Here is a 20,570-nt window from a genome sequence, read left to right as displayed (position 1 = left end):
GCGATTGAGTCAAGATGTGTGTTTTTTCGTACCAGGACGATCTGGTACTAACCGCATCCAATAATCAAACGCTTGAGAATAATGCTTACTCCTGCTATAGGATTAATATTTGATTTCTGAAAAAGTTCGGTACAACTCGAAAAGCCTAATTCCTTATTCCCTATTCCCTACTCCCTACTCCCCACTCCCCGCCTACGTAGATAATTTCAAAAATCAAATACGATTCCTATACCATTTTGGATTGATGATTACCCTAAGTATTTTTGGCAATTCCCATGTTATGAATTAATCAAGAAAAATGGCAGGAATTATCCTTCCCAGTCTTGACGAGTATCGCACAGAAAATTGTCTGCGATCGCATCATCAAATAGATAGGGGCAATGCTCTGGAAAAGTTCGTAATGGTAAGTTAGTTTCTCGTAGCGCCAAATCGACTCCCGCTTCAAAACCATCTAACAAAACTTCTTCTATTCGAGACTTTAAACTAGGGTTCTGTCGCAAATGTCTGCCTTTTTTTGTGCCATTTTTAACCCATCGAACTCACGTTTATTTACGAAAAGGAATAGTACCAGGTCGGAAAAGTTTTTTATGCACCCATTGCTCAATTTGGGGGTTTAATTCCCCTGCCTCTACAGGCAGTAAGTTTTGCTGTAAGGTTAAAATCCCCATTGCAAAACTTAATTAAGAATTACGAATTACGAATTATTTAACGACGAACGAATGAGTGTGACAAAAAACGTGAGTGAATACTCTTACAAATTTTGAGAAAGGTCAAGGTAATCGATAGCCTACAAGGGAAGAGGTTGGGTGAGGTTCCGTCGAACTCACGTTAAATTAGTCATGAAGTCCGAATTTGCCTATCACGATTATCCTAGTCAAATGGAAGATGCACTCCACACGATATTAGAAAACCACCTGTGTATGTTAAAAGTAACAGTACAACAAGTGGTTTTACAGGATATTTAACAGCAAAAATTAGTTAGCGGCAGAAGTTGCTAACTCTGCGAGACGTTCTTGCTGGTCTAGAGATATACAAGATTGGATAAGCGTCTCTAAATCACCTTCCAAAACAGGGTTAAGGGAATAATTCTGACCTAAGCGATGATCAGTAGCCCGGTTATCTTTATAATTGTAAGTGCGAATTTTTTCCGATCGCGATCCTGTACCAACTTGCGATCGCCGCATGGAAGTTACAGCCTCTTGTTGTTCGCGTAACTTCATTTCATACAACTTCGCCCGCAGAATTTGCATCGCCCGTTCTTTGTTTTGCAACTGGCTGCGTTCTTCTGTACAGAAAATCCGAATCCCTGTCGGTTTGTGCATCAAGTCGGCGGCTGTTTCCACCTTGTTGACGTTTTGACCACCAGCACCACCAGAACGGGCTGTAGTCATTTCAATATCTTTCGGGTCAATATGAATTTCCACATCATCCACCTCTGGCATAATCGCCACGGTAGCTGTGGAAGTATGAACCCGTCCCCCAGATTCAGTTGCCGGCACGCGCTGCACACGATGCACTCCAGCTTCAAACTTTAACTGGCTGTAAACGTCATTACCTTTAATTTCGAGAATGACCTCTTTCCAGCCACCCATTTCTCCTCGAGATTCGCTTACTAGAGAAACTTTCCAACCTTGAGTCTGGGCATAGCGCGTGTACATCTGCATCAAATCGCCAGCCCAAATACTTGCTTCATCGCCACCAGTACCAGCGCGAATTTCCAACATGATATTCTTTTCATCATTGTGGTCGCGTGGTAGTAGTAAGACTTTCAAGCGAGTCTCTAAATATTCTATTTTTTGTTCAAGTTCCTTTACTTCCAGTGCTGCCATTTCTTGCAACTCTGGGTCACTTGCAGATTCTTTGTAAACCTGACGCGCTCCGATCAAGTTTTCTTGGGCTGCTTTCCAAATTTCATAGGTATTAACTACCTCTTCCAAAGAAGAACGAGACTTAGCAATTTCTTGATACTCATCAGGGTTGCTAGCGGTATCAGGATCGCCAAGACGACGTGTTAATTCATTAAAGGTTTGTTCAACAGATTTAAGTTTATCCAGTAAGTATGATTCAGCCATGACGAGTGCGATCGCTCCTTAAAAAAATAACAAATTGGCTCGAGCATATAAATGACAATCGACCCCGAAGAATGCAGGGCCGTCGTTAACAGCAGAGCCAACCCGCTACTTTTTGTTTTGTTCGTCGCCAGATGTTTGAGTGCTGCTCATGCCGTACTTGCGGAGGAAGCGCTCCACTCGACCCTCGGTGTCAATAATCTTCTGAGTGCCGGTGTAAAAGGGGTGATTTCCAGACCAAACATCTACGTGCAATTCTGGCTTGGTAGAGCCAACAGTCATAACAACTTGACCGTTGCAGTAAACTTTAGCGTCTGGATACCACTTGGGGTGAATATCAGATTTAGCCATTGTTCCTTTTGTGGTGAATCTATACAAATTATAACTTTTAGCTTTCAATTGGGGCTAGGGAGTGGGGATCAGGGGAAGAATAACTATTGGTTATTGATTAATCCTCAATGCCCAATGCCCCATGCCCAATGCCCTAACGTTTAGAGTACTGAGGTGCTTTCCGGGCTTTATGTAAACCATATTTTTTCCGCTCTTTTGCTCTCGGATCGCGAGTCAAATAACCTTCGGTTTTCAAAGGTGGGCGGTTGTCTGGGTCTAGTTGGCACAAAGCACGAGCAACTCCCAAACGAACAGAATCAGCCTGTCCGGTCAAGCCGCCGCCTTCTGCTTTCACCAAAATGTCATATTCGTTTTCTAGTCCCAGAGTTTCCAAGGGTGCTTTGATCACTCCCAGGTAGTTAGCGTTAAATTGGAAATACAAATTTCCATCTTTACCGTTCACAGTCAGTTGACCAGTGCCTGGAACCAGGCGTACCCGCGCTACTGAGGTCTTACGACGACCAGTACCCCAGTATACGGCGCGACCGCTATTGGCATCTGCTACTACCATTAATTTTCTTCTCCAGGAATTGTACTAATTTGTAGTTCTTTAGGTCTTTGAGCATCATGAGGATGCGTGGGCCCAGCGTAGACTTTCAGCTTGGTGAATAACTGCTTACCCAGGCTATTTTTAGGTAGCATACCTTTAACAGCCTGTTCTAAAATCCGCTCTGGTATGCGCTGTTGCAGTTTAGCGAAAGTTTCCGTTTTCATCCCACCGGGACGACCTGAATGGCGACGGTACAGCTTTTGAGTGCGCTTTTTGCCTGTGACTGCGACTTTCTCGGCATTGATGACGATTACGAAGTCACCTGTATCTAGGTGGGGTGTATATTCGGGTTTCTTTTTACCTCTCAAAATCTGGGCGATTTCGCTGGCGAGGCGACCGAGGCGTTGATCGGTGGCATCTACTATGTACCACTCACGCTCAAGGGATGCTTGAGAAGGAAGGTATGTTTTACTCGTTGTCATTTGTCATTTATCCTTTGTCATTTTTGAGACAGTGCGGTCTTGGGGGTTTCCCCCATGAGCAACTGGCGTTCGCCCTTGGCGTGCCGGAGGCATCACCCGTAGGGTAATTTGTCATTAGTCATTTGTCCTTTGTCATTTGTTATTTGTCGTTTGTTATTCACTAATGACAATTGTACAGACGCGATTAATCGTAATCACAATTGTACAGACGCGATTAATCGCGTCTCTACTGACCAATGACTAATGACTCTTGACTAGTGACGAATTTTGGCAAGGTATCGTACCAAATCTCATTGGGAAAAGGAAAATCGGGATAGCCGACTCGCAACAAGCACAAGCCTTGGGGCGGTGCGGCGTATTTTACTTCTTCCCGACGTTCTTCTTTCCAGAGTTCGGTGAAGCTAGAAAGCGTGCGTTGTCCAGAACCTACTTGTACCAACATCCCTACCAACAGCCGTACCATGCCATACAAAAATCCATCTGCCTGTATTTCAATATGGATAAATGGCCCACTGCGACGACACTCTGCTGCTTGCACCTCTACCCAGGAATGCGATCGCTTCGAGCCTGCACGGTGAAAAGCAGCTAAGTGATGCTTTCCCAACAGAGGTTTCAGAGCAGCTTGAATTAAGGATTCATCCAGGGGTGCATAATAATAATGCCAACTGAAGGGTCTTACAAACAAGTTAAGTCGATCTTCAGTATATATTGTGTAGCGATACCGTCGATAGGCTGCACTAAAGCGAGCGTGCCAACGGTTATCTACATTAGCTGAAGCCCTGATTAATATATCTGACGGCAGATAGCTGTTGAGGATTGTTGCCCACTTGTGAGGTGGAATGAGAGTTGTAGCTTCAAAATGGGCGACTTGAGCAGCAGCGTGAACTCCAGAATCAGTTCGCCCGGCACCGTGTAATGTTACATGATGCCCAAGAATAGTAGCGATCGCTATTTCGATCTCTTCTTGGACAGTCCGCTGTTTTTTTTGCCGTTGCCAGCCATGAAAATGAGTGCCCAGGTATTGGATTACCAAGGCTACTCGATGAGTTTGTGTAGGCTGGTGGCTTTCTAACATACAGATTTTGTCCCCGAAGTTCTGATCTAAGGAAGCCTTAGCTCAGACTTCTCTTTTTGTCTTTTGTCATTTGTTCTTTGTTATTCACTAATGACAATTGTACAGACGCGATTAATCGCGTCTCTATTGTACAGACGCGATTAATCGCGTCTCTACTAATGACTAAATGACTTAAACCAATTCAATTATTGCCATTTTTGCATTATCACCCCGACGCGGTACGGTATGCAGGATGCGGGTATAACCACCCTGGCGATCGCCATATCGAGTCGGAGCTTGCTCAAATAGAGCGTGAACCAGTTGTTTGTCGAAGATATAGCCAAGGGCTTCCCGGCGTGCTGCCAAGGAGCCGTTTTTGGCTAGGGTAATCATTTTTTCCACTTTACTTCGCAGAACTTTCGCTCTAATTAAAGTGGTGGTGATCTTACCATGACGGATCAGCTCGGTGGCAAGCGATCGCAGTAAAGCACGGCGTTGATCGGCGGGTTTACTGAGTTTTTTGACGCGACAACGGTGACGCATAATTATGCACTATGAATTATGAACGGTTTTATTAAGGGTGTTTAGAGCCTCTTTCCATTGGCAGGGTGATGCCCAAGCGTCGCTGCAAAGCTTCCACAACCTCTTCTGCTGATTTCTGCCCAAAGTTCTTAATTTCTAAGAGGTCTTCTTGGGTATAATCCAACAAATCTGCCACAGAGTTAACTTGTGCCCGTTTGAGACAGTTATATGCCCGCACAGAAAGTTGCAACTCTTCGATGGGTATCTGGGCAGTTGGGTCGTCTGGAATATCCGAACCTGTGTCTGTTGGTTCTAGGGAGATGTCTTTCAACGGGTTGAATAAATCTACCAAGATCCCAGCGGCCGAAGATAGTGCTTCTTGGGGGGAAATACTACCGTTTGTCCAAACTTCCAATAGTAGTCGGTCTTTTGGAATCAAGCCTTCCCCACGAGATTCTTCAACACTATAGTTGACTTTTCGCACCGGCATAAATATTGAGTCGATTTGGAGAAAATCCAACGATGTGGCTTCTTCACGTCCTCGCTCTACGGTGCGATAGCCTTTGCCTTTCTCGATCCGAAATTCCATTTCCAGTTTTCCTCCCTCAGCGACGGTGGCTACATACTGGGTCGGATCGATAACTTCTACTTCACTGGGCAAATCAAAATGCGCCGCAGTGATTGTTGCTGGGCCGTTAACCAATAATCTACCAATCTGGGGTTGCGAAGAATAGTTTTTCAGGATAACTTCCTTCATTTTCATGAGGATTTCCAGCACATCTTCCCGCACGCCCGGAACTGTGGCAAACTCATGTGAGACTTTTTCAATCCTCACTGCTGTAACTGCCGTACCCTCTAGATTAGACAGTAAAACCCGCCGCAGTGCGTTGCCAACAGTTGTTCCTTGACCGCGTTCTAGAGGTTCCAAAACAAATTTACTGTAATGGTTCCGACTTTCTTCGGTATTCGACTCTACACATTCAATTTGAAACTGCGCCACGGATGAGCCTCCCTTTTTCTAAGGTGCTGCTAGCAGACAAATCAATTGCCTCCTGAATTGACTGCCAATTTTGGATTTTGAATTTTGGATTTTGGATTGTGCTTCTTTGGCTCATGCTCCGCCTCTTGTCGGCGGAACAAATCTTAAATCATCAACTTAAAATCCACGAAGCCATCCATCCTTATAGTCGGGATCAATCTAAAATCGCCAATCTCAAATCAAAAATTGATTGATAATATTTTGAGGTGCCCGAAGTTTAACAGCTTTCCCGGCGGGAAAATCTGAGAAGCTTCTGGTAGCCCAAGCTTTCACCTAATGACACTTTGCACGTTAAACGCCCAAGCGGTCATTGCAAGTAACTTTACTTCCTTTAACTGTAAATTCTCGTCCTCACCGCCCAAGTCTTGGTGTTTAAACTCGACGGCGCTTGGGTGGACGACAACCATTGTGAGGAATCGGCGTAATATCCCGAATGAGTGTAATTTCCAGTCCTGCTCCTTGAAGTGCCCGAATAGCGGTTTCTCTACCTGCTCCTGGTCCACTGACCATTACCTCAATTTGGCGCATTCCTTGATCAATGGCTCGACGGGCTGCACTTTCAGCAGCAGTTTGCGCTGCAAAGGGAGTTCCCTTTTTTGCTCCCTTAAAACCGCTAGAACCAGCACTAGCCCAGGAGATAACATCTCCATTTTGATCGGTAATGGTGACAATGCTATTGTTGAAAGTAGACTGGATGTAGGCCATCCCATTAGGTACATTCCGTTTCTGCTTCTTGCTCCCGGATTTTTTAGTTGGTTGTCTCGCCATACTTGTTTAGTTGATTTAAGGTAAAACTTGCTCGGATTAGCAAGCGTTGCAAAATTATTTCCCTGGAGCCTTCTTCTTACCAGCCACTGTCTGCCTTCTCCCTCGACGGGTTCTGGCATTTGTGCGGGTTCTTTGTCCTCTGACTGGTAAGCCCATGCGATGACGACGCCCTCTGTAGGTACCAATGTCAACTAAGCGCTTGATGTTCAAAGACTCCAAGCGCCGCAAGTCCCCTTCAACTTGATAGTTGCTTTCTATTTCCCCTCTCAGGGCTGTCACATCGGCATCACTTAAGTCCTTAACGCGGGTGTCTGGGTTCACACCAGTAGCCGCTATAATTTCTTGAGAGCGTGATAATCCAATTCCGTAGATGTAAGTCAGACCGATCTCGACGCGTTTATCGCGTGGAAGGTCTACTCCGGCAATACGTGCCACAATGAACTCTCCCTATTGTTCTCGCAATTACTGTTGGTTGGAAAAACGTGATTAATCGCGTCTTTTGGTTTTAATGATCATATGCGTCCTGCAACTCACTCTCTTGGTAAGAGCACTATCCTTGACGTTGCTTGTGCTTGGGGTTCACGCAGATCACCATGACGCGACCACGACGTTTGATCACGTTACACTTTTCACAGATTTTCTTGACGGAGGCTCTAACTTTCATGCCTTTTATTCTTTGACTCCAAATATAAAATTATAGCATTTCTAGGGAAATTAATCCACTTAATTGACTAGTAAACAGTCAACAAAATGGTTTTATGGTAAAATCGTCTACATATAGTTACTTCTTTCGTAGTCGATAGGTAATTCTGCCTTTGGTCAAGTCGTAAGGAGTTAACTCTACCTTGACGCGATCGCCAGGCAAAATCTTGATATAATTTCGGCGAATCTTACCGGAAATGTGTGCCAGCACGTTAAAGCCATTGTCCAAGTCAACGCGAAACATCGCATTGGGCAACGACTCTGTAACCGTGCCTTCCATCTCAATCAAATCTTGTTTAGACAATTTGTTTTTTCCTCAACTCAACAATTTCGTGTTCAGTTGCAGCGCTTCATCTGCAAAGAAACACATTTTAAGAAATATATCAACAGTTTATTAATATATCTTAGCTAAAATTGATCTTCTTCTTGGGAGAGGGAGTAGTGAGTGGTGAATTCTCTACTCTCCCTAATTTTCAGGAAGCGATTACCTTTTGGAGTTCACTAGTGACATCTTCTTGAGACTGATTGCCATTTACTGTTAGGAGTTTTTGGCGATCGCGATAATAATCAATTAAGGGTGCAGTTTCAGCGCGGTACACTTCTAAACGACGACGAATCACTTCTTCGGTATCATCTTTTCGTCCTCTATCTAGTAAACGTACAATTACAACTTCATCTGGTGCATCTAGATTGACTACCCTTTCGCCACTCTGATGTATTGTTTCCAGCAATTCTTCAAGAAAAGCCGCTTGCGTTACTTTGCGGGGAAAACCATCAAGAATCCAACCATTTCCTGCATCTGGTTGGCTAAGGCGCTCCTGTACCAAGTCCTGCACTAGCTGATCGGGTACTAACTCACCGCTATTTACATAGTTTTGAGCCTTGATTCCCAAAACAGTTTGCTCTTTCATGGCTTGCCTTAATATTTCACCTGTAGAAACATGGGGAATATTCAAGTGTTCAGCCAGGGTTTGAGATTGTGTTCCTTTACCAGCTCCAGGTGGTCCCAAGAAGATTAGTCGCGTCACTATTGTTTCACCATTCCTTCATAGCGCTGAGATATCACGTAAGTTTGTATCTGTCTGGCAGTATCAATCGCTACACCAACTAAAATTAACAAAGATGTAGCACCCAAACCCTTAAAGGTGGGTACTCCTAAAGCTCTTTCCACACCGGTTGGAATAATCGCAACCAGTCCCAAAAAGATCGCACCCAAAAAAGTGAGTCGGTTTGAGACGCGCTCAATATACTCGCTAGTTGCCTTACCGGGACGAATGCCAGGAATGCTAGAACCCATTTTCTTCAGGTTTTGCGCTACATCTACCGGATTGAGAATCAACGAAGAATAGAAGTAGCTGAAGAAAATGATCGAAATCATGTAGACCAAGGCATAGACCCAAGAGCCAGAACCGCTTGGACTCAGATAAGTGTTAATTATATTTGCCAATTCGGCATTCTTGGCGAAATTGGCAATCAGCAGTGGCAAACTGAGGATGGCCGCAGCAAAAATAATTGGCATTACGCCGCCTTGATTTAGCCGCAAGGGTAAAAAGCTACGTTGCTCTGCCAAAACTCGACGACCTACTTGGCGACGAGCCGAAATAATCGGGATGCGGCGCATTCCTTCCTGCACAACCACAATACCAACAATGGTTGCGAGGAAAACTAAGATCAGTACTATTACGCGACCCACTGTTTCTCGACCGCCGACTTGCACCAAATCGATAGTATCGCCTAAAGCTTTTGGTAATGATGCGACAATGTTGACAAAAATCAACAATGATGCTCCATTTCCAATACCACGTTCTGTAATTAGTTCTGATGTCCACATGACGAACATGGAACCAGCAGTCAGAGCGATCGCGGTTTCAGCTACAAAGATCGGACCTGGCTTTAAGGCAAATTGCTGGAGGAATAATGCCGAAAAGGCTGTACTTTGAAGAATCGCCCAAACTACAGTGACATAGCGGGTAATTTGCGATATTTTCCGCCGCCCCGCTTCGCCTTCATTTTTCTGTAAATTTTCTAAAGATGGAATCGCAGCGGTGAGCAATTGGATGATAATAGACGCATTAATGAAGGGCAAAATCCCTAAAGCAAAGACTCCCAAAGTGGAAAGTCCTCGCCCGGAAAATATATCCAATAAGCCGAATATGGAATTATTGCCCGATATGGCTTCGGCAAATCTCGGTCTATCAATCCCTGGTACGGGCAAGAAGATGCCCAGGCGAACTAAAATTAAAATACCGACGGTGACAAGCAGCCTACCTCTCAGCCCGGCTGCCTGTGCCATCTGCATAAAAGTTTCTTGAGCCGTTGGGGCTTTATCTCGACTGATCATAGAGTGCTACCTTTATAGTGAACCAGGCGCTGACAGCGAGTTGGCTTGCATTTAAGTGCGCTGTTCCGGCTCACTCATAAGACTTCACAACTCCCCCCAGCTGCCTCAATTTTGCTACGAGCTGTACCTGTGAAAGCTGCCGCTTGTACCTTGAGCGGAGTACTCAATTCCCCATTACCTAAAATTTTCAATGGCCCCTTGACAGCAGTCAGGATACCTGCGGCTTTCAAGGAAATCAAAGTTACTTCCGTATTAGCGGGAAGGGAGGCTAGCTTCTCTACATTAATCGTAGTGTAAATCTTCTGATTCACAATCGGAAAGCCCTTCAGTTTAGGCAAGCGGCGGTACAATGGCTGTTGACCACCTTCAAAACCTGGTCTGGTACCACTACCAGAACGAGATTTTTGACCTCGCATACCTAGACCAGCACTGGCACCTTGACCGGCAGAAATACCTCTGGCTACACGCTTCTTGCGTTTCTTTGAGCCTTTTTGTGGCTTAACATCATGGAGTCTCATAAGTTATCAAGTTGTCATTTGTCCTTTGTCCTTTGTCCTTTGTCATTTGTCCTTTGTCCTTTGTTATTCACTAATGACCATTGTACAGACGCGATTAATCGCGTCTCTACTGACTAATGACTAAATTAGATGTAGAGATTTTGAATAGGAATACCGCGATCTTCGGCGACCTCAGAAAGGGTACGGAGTGTAGATAAGGCGTTAACTGCGGCTCTAGCATTATTCAGTGGATTGTTAGAACCAAGTTGCTTGGCTAGGACGTTACGAACTCCTGCCAATTCCAACACAGTTCGCACGGCACCACCAGCAATTACCCCAGTACCAGGTGCGGCTGGACGCATAATCACTTTTGCACCGCCACCGACACCATCAATGGGATGGGGGATGGAGTTGGATTTAGTGATTGGGATATCAATCAGGTGTTTTTTGCCGTCGGCTACACCTTTTTTGACGGCGCCAATTACATCTGAGGCTTTGCCGACTCCGACACCAACTTGACCGCGTTCGTTACCGACGACAACGATCGCTCGGAAGCTGAGTTTTTTACCACCTTTGACGACCTTACTCACGCGTCGGATTTGGATCACCCGTTCTTGCCAAGTGGTTTCTTCTTTTTTGGCACGCTTTGTTCTACTTTTACGCTCTGTTGCCATAATTTATGCTCTTTTAACGTCATTTGTCAGTTGTCATTTGTCAGTTGTCATTCGTCAGTTGTCCAATGACTAATGACTAATGACCAATGACTTTAGAAATCTAAACCAGCCTCGCGTGCTGCATCAGCTAGTGCTTTGACACGACCATGATATAAATTACCACCGCGATCAAAGACCACTTTGGTGATGCCTTTTTCTAGCGATCGCACTGCGATCAACTTACCAACTTGCACCGATGCGTCGCGGTTTGCACACGACGCTAAACTAGATTTCAACTCTGGTTCTACAGTCGATGCTGCCACTATGGTTTGATGCTGAGTATCATCAATTAATTGGGCATAAATATGCTCATTAGAACGAAACACCGCTAAACGCGGACGTTCTAGAGAGCCAATAACTTTGCCCCGAACGCGTCGATGACGACGGTTTTTTGATTCTCTACGAGTAAGTTTCATTTCTACTTCTTACCACCCTTACCAGTCTTACCAGCTTTCCGTCTGACCACTTCACCGGCATAGCGAATGCCTTTACCTTTGTAAGGTTCTGGTGGACGAACGGCACGAATTTTTGCGGCTGTATTACCTACGATTTCTTTGTCATAGCCACTGACAATGACGTTAGTAGTACCTTCTACGGCAAACTGAATTCCATCTGGGGGAACAATTTGCACCTGATGGCTGTAACCCATATTTAAAAGTAGGTTACGCCCTTGAAGTTGTGCCCTGTAACCAACACCTTGAATTTCCAAACGGCGCTGAAAACCTTGGGAAACTCCCTCGACCATGTTGGCAACTAAAGTGCGGCTCAAGCCGTGTAGTTGCTTTGAAGTACGAGTTTCATCCCGACGGGTTACGTGTAATATTTCTCCCTCTTGAGAGACTGAGACATTAGCTGTGAGAGTGCGAGAAAGTTCTCCTTTCGGGCCTTTCACCACTACATTCGCACCATCGATCGCCACTTGGACTTTGGCGGGAATGGTAATTGGACGTTTACCAATACGAGACATGACTTTTTGTCCTTTGTTATTTGTCCTTTGTCCTTTGCCCTTTGCCTTTCACTAATGACTAATGACAAATGACTAATGACCAATGACTACCAAACGTAACAAAGCACTTCCCCACCCAAGTTCTGACGCCGCGCTTCGCGGTCAGTCATAATACCACTGGATGTAGAAATAATGGCAATGCCAATGCCGCCTAGTACTCTTGGTAATTCTTTTCGATTGGAGTAAACACGCAAGCCAGGCTTACTCACTCGCTTTAAGGCGGTGATCAGTGGCTGACGATTTTTACCCTTGTATTTCAGGGAAATCACCAGATTGTGTTTTACCCCTTCTTCTGCTTCTTCTATTTCAGCAATAAAGCCTTCCTCCCGTAGTACTTTGGCAATACTCCGGGTCATTTTTGTAGCTGGCACTTGTGTAGTTTGATGCCGCGCCAGGTTGGCATTGCGGATGCGCGTCAGCATATCTGCAATTGTGTCGTTAGCCGCCATCGTTCCCTCTATTGATGAACTTATTGATCGCGAAAGGGCATTCCTAATTCTTTAAGTAAGGCGCGACCCTCTTCGTCGTTTTTTGCTGTGGTGATGATGGAAATATCCATCCCACGCACTTGATCAACGCTGTCGTACTCGACTTCTGGAAAAATTAGCTGTTCTCTCACACCCAAAGTATAATTTCCGCGTCCGTCAAAGCTTTTAGGGCTAACGCCACGAAAATCTCGAATTCTGGGTAGTGACAAGCTAACGAGCCGGTCGAAAAAGGCATACATCCGTTCGGCTCTGAGAGTAACCATGATCCCCACAGGCATCCCTTGACGAATCTTAAAGCCAGCGATCGCCTTTTTCGCCCGTGTTACCACTGGTTTTTGACCTGTTACCAAGGCAATTTCGTTGATCGATGCCTCTAGTGACTTCGCATTTTGAGCTGCTTCACCCAAACCTCGGTTAATCGTAACCTTTACCAACTTCGGTACTTGATGAACGTTGGTATATTGAAACTGATTAATCAATTTGGGGACGATTGTCTCTTGATATAAGCTTTTGAGTCTTGTTGTCGGCATAATTTTTTTGTCCTGATATCCCTGGGCTTGGTCAGGGAACCTTTAATTTTGAATTTTAGATTTTGGATTTTGGATTAAATTTAAAATCTAAAATCTCAAGTTGGCTAATTCTTATTTATCCAGAATCTCGCCAGTTTTCTTGAGTTTTCTAACTTTTTTTCCTTCTGACGTAAAGGTATAACCAACACGACTAGCAACGTTTTGCTTGCTGGAATAAAGCATCACGTTGGAGCTATGAATCGGGAATTCTTGGGTGACAATCCGCCCTGATTCACCTTCTTGCTGGGGTTTGACGTGCTTGGTTTTAATGTTGACGCCTTTGACAATAACTTTACTCAGTTGGGGAAGTGCCTGAGTAATTTCGCCAACTTTTCCTTTGTCTTTGCCAGCAATCACTTGTACGGTGTCGCCAGTTTTGACGTGCATTTTGTGGAATACTTTGGGCGTACCCTGTTTGGTTGCCATTAAAGCACCTCCGGAGCCAGAGAAACAATTTTAGTAAAGTTTTTATCGCGCAATTCCCGTGCAACTGGGCCAAAAACCCGTGTGCCTCTGGGATTACCGTCTTTGTTGATGATCACAGCGGCGTTATCATCAAAGCGAATACTCATGCCGCTATCACGACTTACAGCTTTACGAGTTCGGACAATTACTGCTTCCACGACATCAGACTTTTTTACAGCCATGTTGGGTGTAGCATCTTTGACAACGGCGATAATTTTATCGCCGATAAAACCATAACGGCGGTTGCCTCCACCTAAGATGCGGATGCACATTAGTTTACGGGCGCCGCTATTATCTGCGACATTCAGATAAGTCTGGGGTTGAATCACAATTATTCTCCCTTGTAATGTTGTTACAAACTAACAACGATGAGGTTTAAGTGGGTTTGACGTTCAAGACTTCTGTGATTTTCCAGCGCTTGGTTTTACTCAGGGGTCTAGTTTCCTGAATGCGAACGCGATCGCCTACTTTACACTTATTTTCTTCGTCGTGAACTTTATATCGTTGGGTGTTAACTACAATCTTGCCGTATTTGGGGTGAGGAGCGCGGTTTTCTATGGCGACTACCACAGTTTTTTGCATTTTATCGCTCACTACCAAGCCAACTCGTTCTTTGACTGCCATAATCTCCTACTTTTCTTCTTTAGCCGATTGACTTGCTGCCCGTTTGCGTTCTGTTTCTACCGTCAGCAATTGGGCTAGGCGGTGTCGGATTTGTCGGAACTGGTGGGGCTTTTCTAGTTGTCTTGTAGCTTTTTGCAAGCGCAACTGAAATAGTTGTCTTTTGATCGCGACAATTTCATCAGAGAGTTTCTCGTCACTTAATTCTCTAGCTTCTGAAATCTTGGGAAGAGGCATCAGCTACTCCTGCTCCTGTGGTTGAGAGCGCACAATAAACTTGGTTTTTATAGGCAGTTTAAATGAAGCCAAGCGCATAGCTTCACGGGCGATTTCTTCAGAAACCCCACCAATTTCAAACAAAATTCGCCCTGGTTTGACTACCGCTACCCAAAACTCGGGATTACCTTTACCGGAACCCATCCGGGTTTCAGCAGGACGCATGGTTACAGGTTTATCAGGGAAAATCCGAATCCAGATTTGTCCACCCCGACGAATATAACGGGTCATTGCCCGACGGGAAGCCTCGATTTGACGCGAGGTAATCCAAGCAGGTTCTTGAGCTTGGAGTGCAAAATCACCGAAGTTGAGGGTGCTACCACGGGTGGCTAGTCCCTCCATCCGTCCGCGCTGTTGTTTGCGGAATTTAGTTCTTCTAGGGCTTAACATGATTGGGTACTAGGTACTTGGGCATTGGGCATTGGGCATTGGGTATTGGGCATTGAGAATTGACAATGCCCTATGCCCCATGCCCCATTCCCATTCATCCTTCATTTGAGCGGTCTTCAAATTGCTGGCGACGACGTTGTTGTTGACGGCGACGGGGTTCACGATCGCGATCGCCGCGATCGCGGGGATCACGGGTTGCGGGTGGTAGAGGGATTTCTTCCTGTCCAGGAATAATTTCTCCCTTAAACACCCATACTTTGATGCCCAGAATGCCGTAAACAGTTTTTGCCGTGCAATAAGAGTAGTCAATGTCAGCCCGTAAGGTATGTAAAGGTACTCTACCTTCACGAGTCCACTCTGTCCGGGCAATTTCCGCACCGTTGAGCCGACCACTGACTTGGATTTTAATGCCTTGGACACCAGCGCGTTGGGCACGTTGAATCGATTGTCGCACTACCCGGCGAAAGGAAACCCGCCGTTCCAATTGTTGAGCAATGTATTCGGCAATTAGGTAGGCATCAGCATCAACTCGTTGAACTTCAACTACGTTAATGCGAATTTGGCGATTACTACCCAACAGTCCTTGGAGTCCGGTACGTAAGGATTCGATCCCTTGCCCACCACGACCCACGACTACGCCTGGTCTAGCTGTGCGTACTTCTAAGTCGATTTGGTCAGCTTTGCGCTCAATCCGCACTTCGGAAATTCCGGCGTTGTTTTGAGCGAGTCTACCCAGCTTTTGTTCTATGTATTGACGCAGTTTGTAGTCTTCTTGTAGAAGTTCTGGATAGCGATCAGGAACAGCAAACCAACGGGATTGATGTTCATGTGTAATACCCAGGCGAAAACCAACTGGATGAATCTTCTGTCCCACGAATGCTTCCTCTAAAATTTCTGACTTTACGCAATTTATTCGTGTAAAAAAAGCTTATTTTTCTGGGGCAGCTGCAACAGCCACAGTAATATGACACGTCGGCTTGCGAATTTGGTAAGCTCGACCTTGCGCTCTTGGCTGGAACCGCTTCAACGGCGGCCCTTGGTCGGCGTATGCCTGAGTAATCACTAATTGAGTCCGATCTAACCCAGCGTTGTGTTCGGCATTGGCAGCAGCGCTTCTGAGAACCTTCAATATAGGATCAGTGGCGCGATAGGGCATGAATTCCAGGATGATTAACGCTTCTCGGTACGATCGCCCCCGAATTTGATCAAGTACGCGACGCACTTTGTAGGCCGAGATGCGGATAAAACGAGCGATCGCTTTTACTTCAGTAGTATTATTAGCCATAATTTTCTCCAATTTTGTCATTTGTCATTGGTCATTTGTCACTTGTCTTTAGCTAATGACTAATGACGTAATGACTAATAACTACCTACCTGCTTTTTTGTCGCTTTTTCCATGACCCCTGTAGGTGCGTGTCGGGGCAAATTCCCCCAACTTGTGTCCCACCATCTGTTCATTTACAAAAACTGGAACGTGTTGGCGTCCGTTGTGAACAGCTATAGTATGACCTACCATTAGGGGCAAAATTGTCGAAGCTCGCGACCAAGTTTTAATAACTTCTTTTCTGTTGTTGTCGTTGAGCTTTTCAATTTTTTTTAGAAGATGATCCGCAACGAAAGGACCTTTTTTTAGAGAACGACCCATAGTTCAATTTTGGATTTAGGATTTAGGATTTTGGATTTAGAATTTCCGATTTTGGATAATTAGGTGTCTTAATCAAGTTTCACAAATTTTCAATGTTTACAAGTAGACCCCAATCTAAAATCCAAAATCTAAAATCTAAAATTCTATGATTCACGACCACCGCGACCGCGTTTAGAAGACTTACGGCGACGACGTATAATCAACTTGCTGCTGAGTTTCTTGCGATTGCGTGTCTTCGCACCCAATGTGGGTTTACCCCAAGGTGTTACAGGCCCTGATCTACCGATAGGTGCCCTACCTTCACCACCACCATGTGGGTGATCAACTGGGTTCATGACGCTACCTCTAACCTTAGGACGGCGACCTTTCCAGCGATTTCGTCCGGCTTTACCTGCACTCAAGTTTCTCGCATCAGTGTTGCCTACTTGCCCAATGGTGGCGTAGCACTCGCGTCGAATCAAGCGTACTTCTCCTGAAGGCAACTTGAGAGTTACATAATTACCTTCTTTTGCCACGACTTGGGCGCTAGCACCAGCAGCCCGGACAATTTGACCACCTTTACCAGGAGTGAATTCTACGTTGTGAACACTAGTACCCAAGGGAATCTTCCAGAGCGGTAACGCATTACCATCTTCAAAGGGAGCATCAGTCCCAGAAATAACTATTGTTCCAACTTTCAAACCATTAGGGTGGAGGATGTAGCGTTTTTCGCCGTCTTGGTAATACAAAAGGGCAATTCGGGCATTGCGGTTAGGATCGTATTCAATCGCTGCGACTTTGGCAGGAATATTATGTTTATCCCTTTTAAAATCGATGATCCGATAAAGCTGTTTGTGTCCGCCACCCCGGCGACGACTGGTAATCCGCCCTCGATTATTCCGACCTTTGGCGCGATGCTTCGAGGTTGTTAGGGATTTCTCCGGCTCGGTTTTAGTAATTTCCGCAAAGTCAGAGATTGTAACTTGGCGAGTGCTGGGGGTATAAGGGCGATAAGAACGAGTACCCATAATCTATTTTGGATTTTGGATTTTGGACTTCGGCTTCGCTCCGAGACGCTACGCGAACGCTCAGTCGAACGATTTTGGATTTACTTAATTTTGGATTTTGGATTTTGGATTTAATCAGTGTTTAACTAATTGCCACCATCTTTGGTACTTATTCAGTAAACTCTTCAATCTAAAATCTAAAACCTAAAATCTAAAATTCCTAGACTTCTGGGAATAAGACTTGTCTAATCTTGTCTTCATCCCCAGGTGCGACGGTAATAATGGCTCGCTTATATTGGGGTTTATAACCAATAAATTTACCAACGCGCCGCTTTTTACGCGGTGGTAGGATGGTGTTGACTTTTACAACCTTGACCTGAAATAAGTCTTCGATCGCAGCCTTGATTTCAGGCTTAGATGCCTTTGGAATTACTTCAAAGGTGTACTTGTTCTGCTCCATCAAGATGGTCGCTTTCTCGGTGACAATTGGGCGACGTACTAAGTCGGCAAGGTCGCGGGGGTCAAAGCTAGGCACTGTAGACCTCCTGGATTTTTTCTAGGGCTGATGCCGTAACTACAATTTTGTCAGCGTGCAGTAAATCAAAGACATTTAGCTGGTCGGCTGCAATTAGTTTTAAATTTTCAATGTTGCGGGCTGACAAATAAACGTTATCTGTATCCGCAATCTCCGACAAAATTAACAGTGACTTGCTTTCTGGTACTACTCCCCAACGGGCAAGCGCTGCCACTAATTCTTTAGTCTTCGGGCGAGATAGCTCGGTGCTAAATTCTTCTACCACAATCAAATCGTCAATGCGACCAACAAATGCTGTCCGCAGTGCCAAACGTCGCTCTTTGCGGTTCAACTTGAGGTTGAAGTCTCTGGGCTTTGGCCCAAAGATCACACCACCACCACGCCACAGTGGTGAACGAATAGACCCAGCACGAGCGCGACCAGTACCTTTTTGTCGCCAAGGTTTACGACCCCCACCTCTGACTTCAGCACGAGTTTTTGTACTGGCGTTTCCTTGACGAGCATTGGTCAATTGCCGTACTAAGGCGCGGTGCACAATATGAGACGCTGTTTCTTCCTTGGCAACGCGCAACTCAAAGGTCGTCTCGCCGACTTGTTCTCCTTGCCAATTTTTAACTACGCTTTCAACCATCTTTGTTATCTGTCCTTTGTCATTGGTGAGCCACTGCGGTCTTGGGGTTTCCCAAAGTGAAGCATGTGGCGTCATTTGTCTTTAGTCATTTGTCCTTTGTCAGTTGTCCTTTGTTATTCACTAATGACCAATGACCAATGACTAATGACTCTTTGACTAATGACTTTTGACTATCCCACTATTTTTGCAGGCACAACACTTACTAGAGCACCCGGTTTACCAGGAATGGCTCCCTTAATCAGTAATAAGTTGCGTTCTGGGTCAACTCGCACTATGGTCAGCTTACGGATTGTGATGCGTTTCCCACCTAAACGCCCTGCCATCCGCTTACCTGGATAGACACGACCTGGTGTTGTACCAGCACCAATAGAACCGGGCGCTCTGTGGTTTTTGGAACCGTGTGACATGGGCCCTCGACCAAAGTTGTTGCGCTTCTGGTTTCCCGCAAAGCCGCGACCGATGCTTGTGCCGACTACATCGACAATTTGACCCGCACTAAAAATATCTGCTTTAATCTGTTGGCCTAAAGCATAATCACTAGAGCTATCGGTGTGATATTCATTTAGGTGACGCAATGCCGGGGCAGATGATTTAGCCAAATGTCCCAGTAGTGGTCTGTTCAGTGCCTTTGGTTTCACTTCGCCATAACCAACTTGAATGGCAAAGTAACCGTCGGTTTGTTTCGTTTTAACTTGTGTAACGGTGCATGGCCCTGCTTGAATGACAGTCACAGGAATGGCTACTCCTGCTTCGTCAAATATTTGGGTCATGCCCAGCTTGGTGCCGAGAATACCTACAGACACAGTAACTGGTTCTCCTTTCTACTTGCTGACCTTGGAATTGGACTCTAGAGGACACGCTTTGTACGCATCAGTTGAGGCTGGGTTAGCCTGCGAAATTTGGAATGGCTTACTTAAATAAACCGCTCCAAATGCTTTGGGACACAACAAACCGTGTCCGTACTGCTTGGTGAATCTGTTTAGCTTCACTCACTAGATCACCAGAACAGCCACAAGTTCCTTCCCATTGGGAAGAGTAACTTCTGGAATCAATGCAAGGCGCTACAGCTTTAGGCTGTGTGCAGCAATGCTTTCGTCCAAGCAATTGCTCTGGCACTTTCTGGAGGCAGCTCTGTCGGCGGGTTTTCCGATTTATATACGCCCATAAGACGGATTCCCGGAGGTTGGCTACTGCCTTGTTGCAGTTGGACTTAAGCGCTTTTTAACGCCCAGTATCCGTTAACTGAGACTGACTTGACGCACTCCCCCGCATGAATGACGGGGGATTCTGGGTTCAAGCAGCAATTGCAGGTACACCAGTCTTACATTGCCTCGCCCACTGGACAACGCCCTACCCAGGATACGTATCTTACCATTAACGGCTGAATTTATTTAGCCATTCACTCATATCGCCCGCCTAAATGGCGAGGGCATTACGCATCACCGCTAGTAATGCCATAAATCAACGTTGCTGCTCAGTTTTTACTTCCTTAAACACCTTAAACTATTGTTTAAGATTTTGCCTGCTTTTTCAGAGGCACAAAAGTAAATGTACTCTGGAGCTTAGAATTAGCTTTGGTTGTTCGTCCATAAGCTCCAATTTTGACCTGAAAGCTTTCTTAGTTTACCAGTCTATGCTCAATCTGAGATTAGATTGTTCTATTTGGATTAAGTCATCAGCTTTTGATGCTAACACTACCTCAGAATGACAGTAAGAAGGCTGCCTAATTTGCGCGATTGGTCACAATCTAATAATATAAATTATTTATTTATATTTGTCCAGTAATTTATAGAGTTATTTTTAGGAAGTAGGGAGTGGGGAGTGGGGAATTAATAACTAATGCCCAATGCCCAATGCCCAATGCCCAATGCCCAATGCCCAATGCCCAATG

Annotated in this window: 34 protein-coding genes; 1 reads left to right on the top strand and 33 read right to left on the bottom strand. The window is 45.3% G+C overall.

Annotated features, from left to right (window positions below):
• Window positions 1-308 precede the first annotated feature (308 nt).
• Together PUQ00_RS20725 and PUQ00_RS20720 are read right to left on the bottom strand one after the other, a co-directional pair.
• Entirely contained in the window at window positions 309-500 is a 192-nt protein-coding gene (locus PUQ00_RS20725) for a DUF29 family protein (protein ID WP_300420165.1), read from the bottom strand.
• A gap of 45 nt (window positions 501-545) precedes the next feature.
• Window positions 546-668, bottom strand: a complete 123-nt coding sequence (locus PUQ00_RS20720) for a hypothetical protein (protein ID WP_300420162.1) — start codon at window positions 666-668, stop codon at window positions 546-548.
• 171 nt (window positions 669-839) lie between these two features.
• Here PUQ00_RS20720 and PUQ00_RS20715 point away from each other — a divergent pair, with 171 nt between their 5' ends.
• Window positions 840-965 (top strand): hypothetical protein, encoded by a 126-nt coding sequence (locus PUQ00_RS20715; RefSeq protein WP_300420159.1) that lies wholly within the window; start codon window positions 840-842, stop codon window positions 963-965.
• 9 nt (window positions 966-974) lie between these two features.
• On the opposite strand, the gene prfA is transcribed toward PUQ00_RS20715, so the two are convergent.
• The 31 genes from prfA to rplC all read right to left on the bottom strand — a co-directional run bounded on the left by prfA (window position 975) and on the right by rplC (window position 19,482).
• Complete coding sequence (gene prfA, locus PUQ00_RS20710) at window positions 975-2,072, bottom strand: peptide chain release factor 1 (RefSeq protein WP_300420158.1); 1,098 nt, start codon at window positions 2,070-2,072, stop codon at window positions 975-977.
• 105 nt (window positions 2,073-2,177) lie between these two features.
• Window positions 2,178-2,420: a 50S ribosomal protein L31 gene (gene rpmE, locus PUQ00_RS20705; protein WP_300420157.1), complete on the bottom strand. Its 243-nt coding sequence runs from the start codon at window positions 2,418-2,420 to the stop codon at window positions 2,178-2,180.
• Between the two features lie 133 nt (window positions 2,421-2,553).
• The gene (rpsI, locus tag PUQ00_RS20700; RefSeq protein WP_300420156.1) at window positions 2,554-2,970 is read right to left on the bottom strand and encodes a 30S ribosomal protein S9; all 417 of its coding nucleotides are present in this window, start codon (window positions 2,968-2,970) and stop codon (window positions 2,554-2,556) included.
• On the bottom strand, window positions 2,970-3,431 hold the full coding sequence (rplM, locus tag PUQ00_RS20695) for a 50S ribosomal protein L13 (RefSeq protein ID WP_300420154.1): 462 nt from the start codon (window positions 3,429-3,431) through the stop codon (window positions 2,970-2,972). Before rplM ends, rpsI begins: the two co-directional genes overlap by 1 nt.
• Window positions 3,432-3,657: 226 nt before the next feature.
• On the bottom strand, window positions 3,658-4,506 hold the full coding sequence (gene truA / locus PUQ00_RS20690) for a tRNA pseudouridine(38-40) synthase TruA (protein ID WP_300420152.1): 849 nt from the start codon (window positions 4,504-4,506) through the stop codon (window positions 3,658-3,660).
• 171 nt (window positions 4,507-4,677) lie between these two features.
• Window positions 4,678-5,028 carry a 50S ribosomal protein L17 gene (gene rplQ / locus PUQ00_RS20685; RefSeq protein ID WP_300420150.1) on the bottom strand — a complete coding sequence of 117 codons (351 nt, stop codon included), beginning with the start codon at window positions 5,026-5,028 and terminating at the stop codon, window positions 4,678-4,680.
• Between the two features lie 31 nt (window positions 5,029-5,059).
• Window positions 5,060-6,007, bottom strand: a complete 948-nt coding sequence (locus tag PUQ00_RS20680; RefSeq protein WP_300420148.1) for a DNA-directed RNA polymerase subunit alpha — start codon at window positions 6,005-6,007, stop codon at window positions 5,060-5,062.
• Between the two features lie 411 nt (window positions 6,008-6,418).
• On the bottom strand, window positions 6,419-6,814 hold the full coding sequence (gene rpsK, locus PUQ00_RS20675) for a 30S ribosomal protein S11 (RefSeq protein ID WP_010998331.1): 396 nt from the start codon (window positions 6,812-6,814) through the stop codon (window positions 6,419-6,421).
• A 54-nt stretch (window positions 6,815-6,868) separates the two neighbouring features.
• Window positions 6,869-7,249 carry a 30S ribosomal protein S13 gene (rpsM, locus tag PUQ00_RS20670; protein ID WP_069070762.1) on the bottom strand — a complete coding sequence of 127 codons (381 nt, stop codon included), beginning with the start codon at window positions 7,247-7,249 and terminating at the stop codon, window positions 6,869-6,871.
• Window positions 7,250-7,364: 115 nt separating this feature from the next.
• Complete coding sequence (rpmJ, locus tag PUQ00_RS20665) at window positions 7,365-7,478, bottom strand: 50S ribosomal protein L36 (protein WP_015129703.1); 114 nt, start codon at window positions 7,476-7,478, stop codon at window positions 7,365-7,367.
• A gap of 117 nt (window positions 7,479-7,595) precedes the next feature.
• Complete coding sequence (infA, locus tag PUQ00_RS20660) at window positions 7,596-7,820, bottom strand: translation initiation factor IF-1 (RefSeq protein ID WP_006276978.1); 225 nt, start codon at window positions 7,818-7,820, stop codon at window positions 7,596-7,598.
• 169 nt (window positions 7,821-7,989) lie between these two features.
• On the bottom strand, window positions 7,990-8,544 hold the full coding sequence (locus PUQ00_RS20655) for an adenylate kinase (protein WP_300420142.1): 555 nt from the start codon (window positions 8,542-8,544) through the stop codon (window positions 7,990-7,992).
• Window positions 8,544-9,857 carry a preprotein translocase subunit SecY gene (gene secY, locus PUQ00_RS20650; RefSeq protein ID WP_300420139.1) on the bottom strand — a complete coding sequence of 438 codons (1,314 nt, stop codon included), beginning with the start codon at window positions 9,855-9,857 and terminating at the stop codon, window positions 8,544-8,546. Before secY ends, PUQ00_RS20655 begins: the two co-directional genes overlap by 1 nt.
• Window positions 9,858-9,931: 74 nt before the next feature.
• Window positions 9,932-10,375 carry a 50S ribosomal protein L15 gene (gene rplO, locus PUQ00_RS20645; RefSeq protein WP_292759693.1) on the bottom strand — a complete coding sequence of 148 codons (444 nt, stop codon included), beginning with the start codon at window positions 10,373-10,375 and terminating at the stop codon, window positions 9,932-9,934.
• Between the two features lie 125 nt (window positions 10,376-10,500).
• Window positions 10,501-11,028, bottom strand: a complete 528-nt coding sequence (rpsE, locus tag PUQ00_RS20640; RefSeq protein WP_012410709.1) for a 30S ribosomal protein S5 — start codon at window positions 11,026-11,028, stop codon at window positions 10,501-10,503.
• 92 nt (window positions 11,029-11,120) lie between these two features.
• Window positions 11,121-11,483, bottom strand: a complete 363-nt coding sequence (gene rplR, locus PUQ00_RS20635) for a 50S ribosomal protein L18 (protein ID WP_300420133.1) — start codon at window positions 11,481-11,483, stop codon at window positions 11,121-11,123.
• 2 nt (window positions 11,484-11,485) lie between these two features.
• Entirely contained in the window at window positions 11,486-12,034 is a 549-nt protein-coding gene (rplF, locus tag PUQ00_RS20630; RefSeq protein ID WP_300420130.1) for a 50S ribosomal protein L6, read from the bottom strand.
• An 86-nt stretch (window positions 12,035-12,120) separates the two neighbouring features.
• Complete coding sequence (rpsH, locus tag PUQ00_RS20625; RefSeq protein WP_012410712.1) at window positions 12,121-12,522, bottom strand: 30S ribosomal protein S8; 402 nt, start codon at window positions 12,520-12,522, stop codon at window positions 12,121-12,123.
• A 20-nt stretch (window positions 12,523-12,542) separates the two neighbouring features.
• Window positions 12,543-13,091, bottom strand: coding sequence for a 50S ribosomal protein L5 (gene rplE, locus PUQ00_RS20620; RefSeq protein WP_300420127.1), 549 nt, complete (start codon window positions 13,089-13,091; stop codon window positions 12,543-12,545).
• Between the two features lie 111 nt (window positions 13,092-13,202).
• A complete protein-coding gene (gene rplX / locus PUQ00_RS20615; protein WP_300420124.1) occupies window positions 13,203-13,556 on the bottom strand; it encodes a 50S ribosomal protein L24 in 354 nt (117 codons plus the stop codon).
• Window positions 13,556-13,924 carry a 50S ribosomal protein L14 gene (gene rplN, locus PUQ00_RS20610; protein ID WP_069070772.1) on the bottom strand — a complete coding sequence of 123 codons (369 nt, stop codon included), beginning with the start codon at window positions 13,922-13,924 and terminating at the stop codon, window positions 13,556-13,558. Before rplN ends, rplX begins: the two co-directional genes overlap by 1 nt.
• 46 nt (window positions 13,925-13,970) lie before the next feature.
• A complete protein-coding gene (rpsQ, locus tag PUQ00_RS20605; protein ID WP_100901244.1) occupies window positions 13,971-14,219 on the bottom strand; it encodes a 30S ribosomal protein S17 in 249 nt (82 codons plus the stop codon).
• A gap of 6 nt (window positions 14,220-14,225) precedes the next feature.
• Window positions 14,226-14,453: a 50S ribosomal protein L29 gene (gene rpmC, locus PUQ00_RS20600; protein WP_300420121.1), complete on the bottom strand. Its 228-nt coding sequence runs from the start codon at window positions 14,451-14,453 to the stop codon at window positions 14,226-14,228.
• A 3-nt stretch (window positions 14,454-14,456) separates the two neighbouring features.
• Window positions 14,457-14,882, bottom strand: a complete 426-nt coding sequence (gene rplP / locus PUQ00_RS20595; RefSeq protein ID WP_012410718.1) for a 50S ribosomal protein L16 — start codon at window positions 14,880-14,882, stop codon at window positions 14,457-14,459.
• A 94-nt stretch (window positions 14,883-14,976) separates the two neighbouring features.
• Window positions 14,977-15,756, bottom strand: coding sequence for a 30S ribosomal protein S3 (gene rpsC, locus PUQ00_RS20590; RefSeq protein ID WP_300420120.1), 780 nt, complete (start codon window positions 15,754-15,756; stop codon window positions 14,977-14,979).
• Between the two features lie 54 nt (window positions 15,757-15,810).
• Window positions 15,811-16,167 (bottom strand): 50S ribosomal protein L22, encoded by a 357-nt coding sequence (gene rplV, locus PUQ00_RS20585; RefSeq protein WP_300420119.1) that lies wholly within the window; start codon window positions 16,165-16,167, stop codon window positions 15,811-15,813.
• Window positions 16,168-16,248: 81 nt separating this feature from the next.
• Window positions 16,249-16,527: a 30S ribosomal protein S19 gene (rpsS, locus tag PUQ00_RS20580; RefSeq protein ID WP_012410721.1), complete on the bottom strand. Its 279-nt coding sequence runs from the start codon at window positions 16,525-16,527 to the stop codon at window positions 16,249-16,251.
• Between the two features lie 143 nt (window positions 16,528-16,670).
• On the bottom strand, window positions 16,671-17,534 hold the full coding sequence (gene rplB / locus PUQ00_RS20575) for a 50S ribosomal protein L2 (RefSeq protein WP_300420117.1): 864 nt from the start codon (window positions 17,532-17,534) through the stop codon (window positions 16,671-16,673).
• Between the two features lie 199 nt (window positions 17,535-17,733).
• A complete protein-coding gene (locus PUQ00_RS20570; protein WP_179068331.1) occupies window positions 17,734-18,048 on the bottom strand; it encodes a 50S ribosomal protein L23 in 315 nt (104 codons plus the stop codon).
• A complete protein-coding gene (gene rplD, locus PUQ00_RS20565) occupies window positions 18,041-18,679 on the bottom strand; it encodes a 50S ribosomal protein L4 (protein WP_300420191.1) in 639 nt (212 codons plus the stop codon). The genes PUQ00_RS20570 and rplD overlap by 8 nt, the downstream gene beginning before the upstream one ends.
• Before the next feature lie 170 nt (window positions 18,680-18,849).
• Window positions 18,850-19,482 (bottom strand): 50S ribosomal protein L3, encoded by a 633-nt coding sequence (rplC, locus tag PUQ00_RS20560; RefSeq protein ID WP_229497715.1) that lies wholly within the window; start codon window positions 19,480-19,482, stop codon window positions 18,850-18,852.
• Between the last annotated feature and the right edge of the window lie 1,088 nt (window positions 19,483-20,570).

Source organism: Nostoc sp. S13 (assembly GCF_029379315.1).
Taxonomy (GTDB): domain Bacteria; phylum Cyanobacteriota; class Cyanobacteriia; order Cyanobacteriales; family Nostocaceae; genus Nostoc.
Note: the sequence above shows the minus strand (reverse complement) of the source record. Positions and strands in the feature narration are given on the sequence as shown.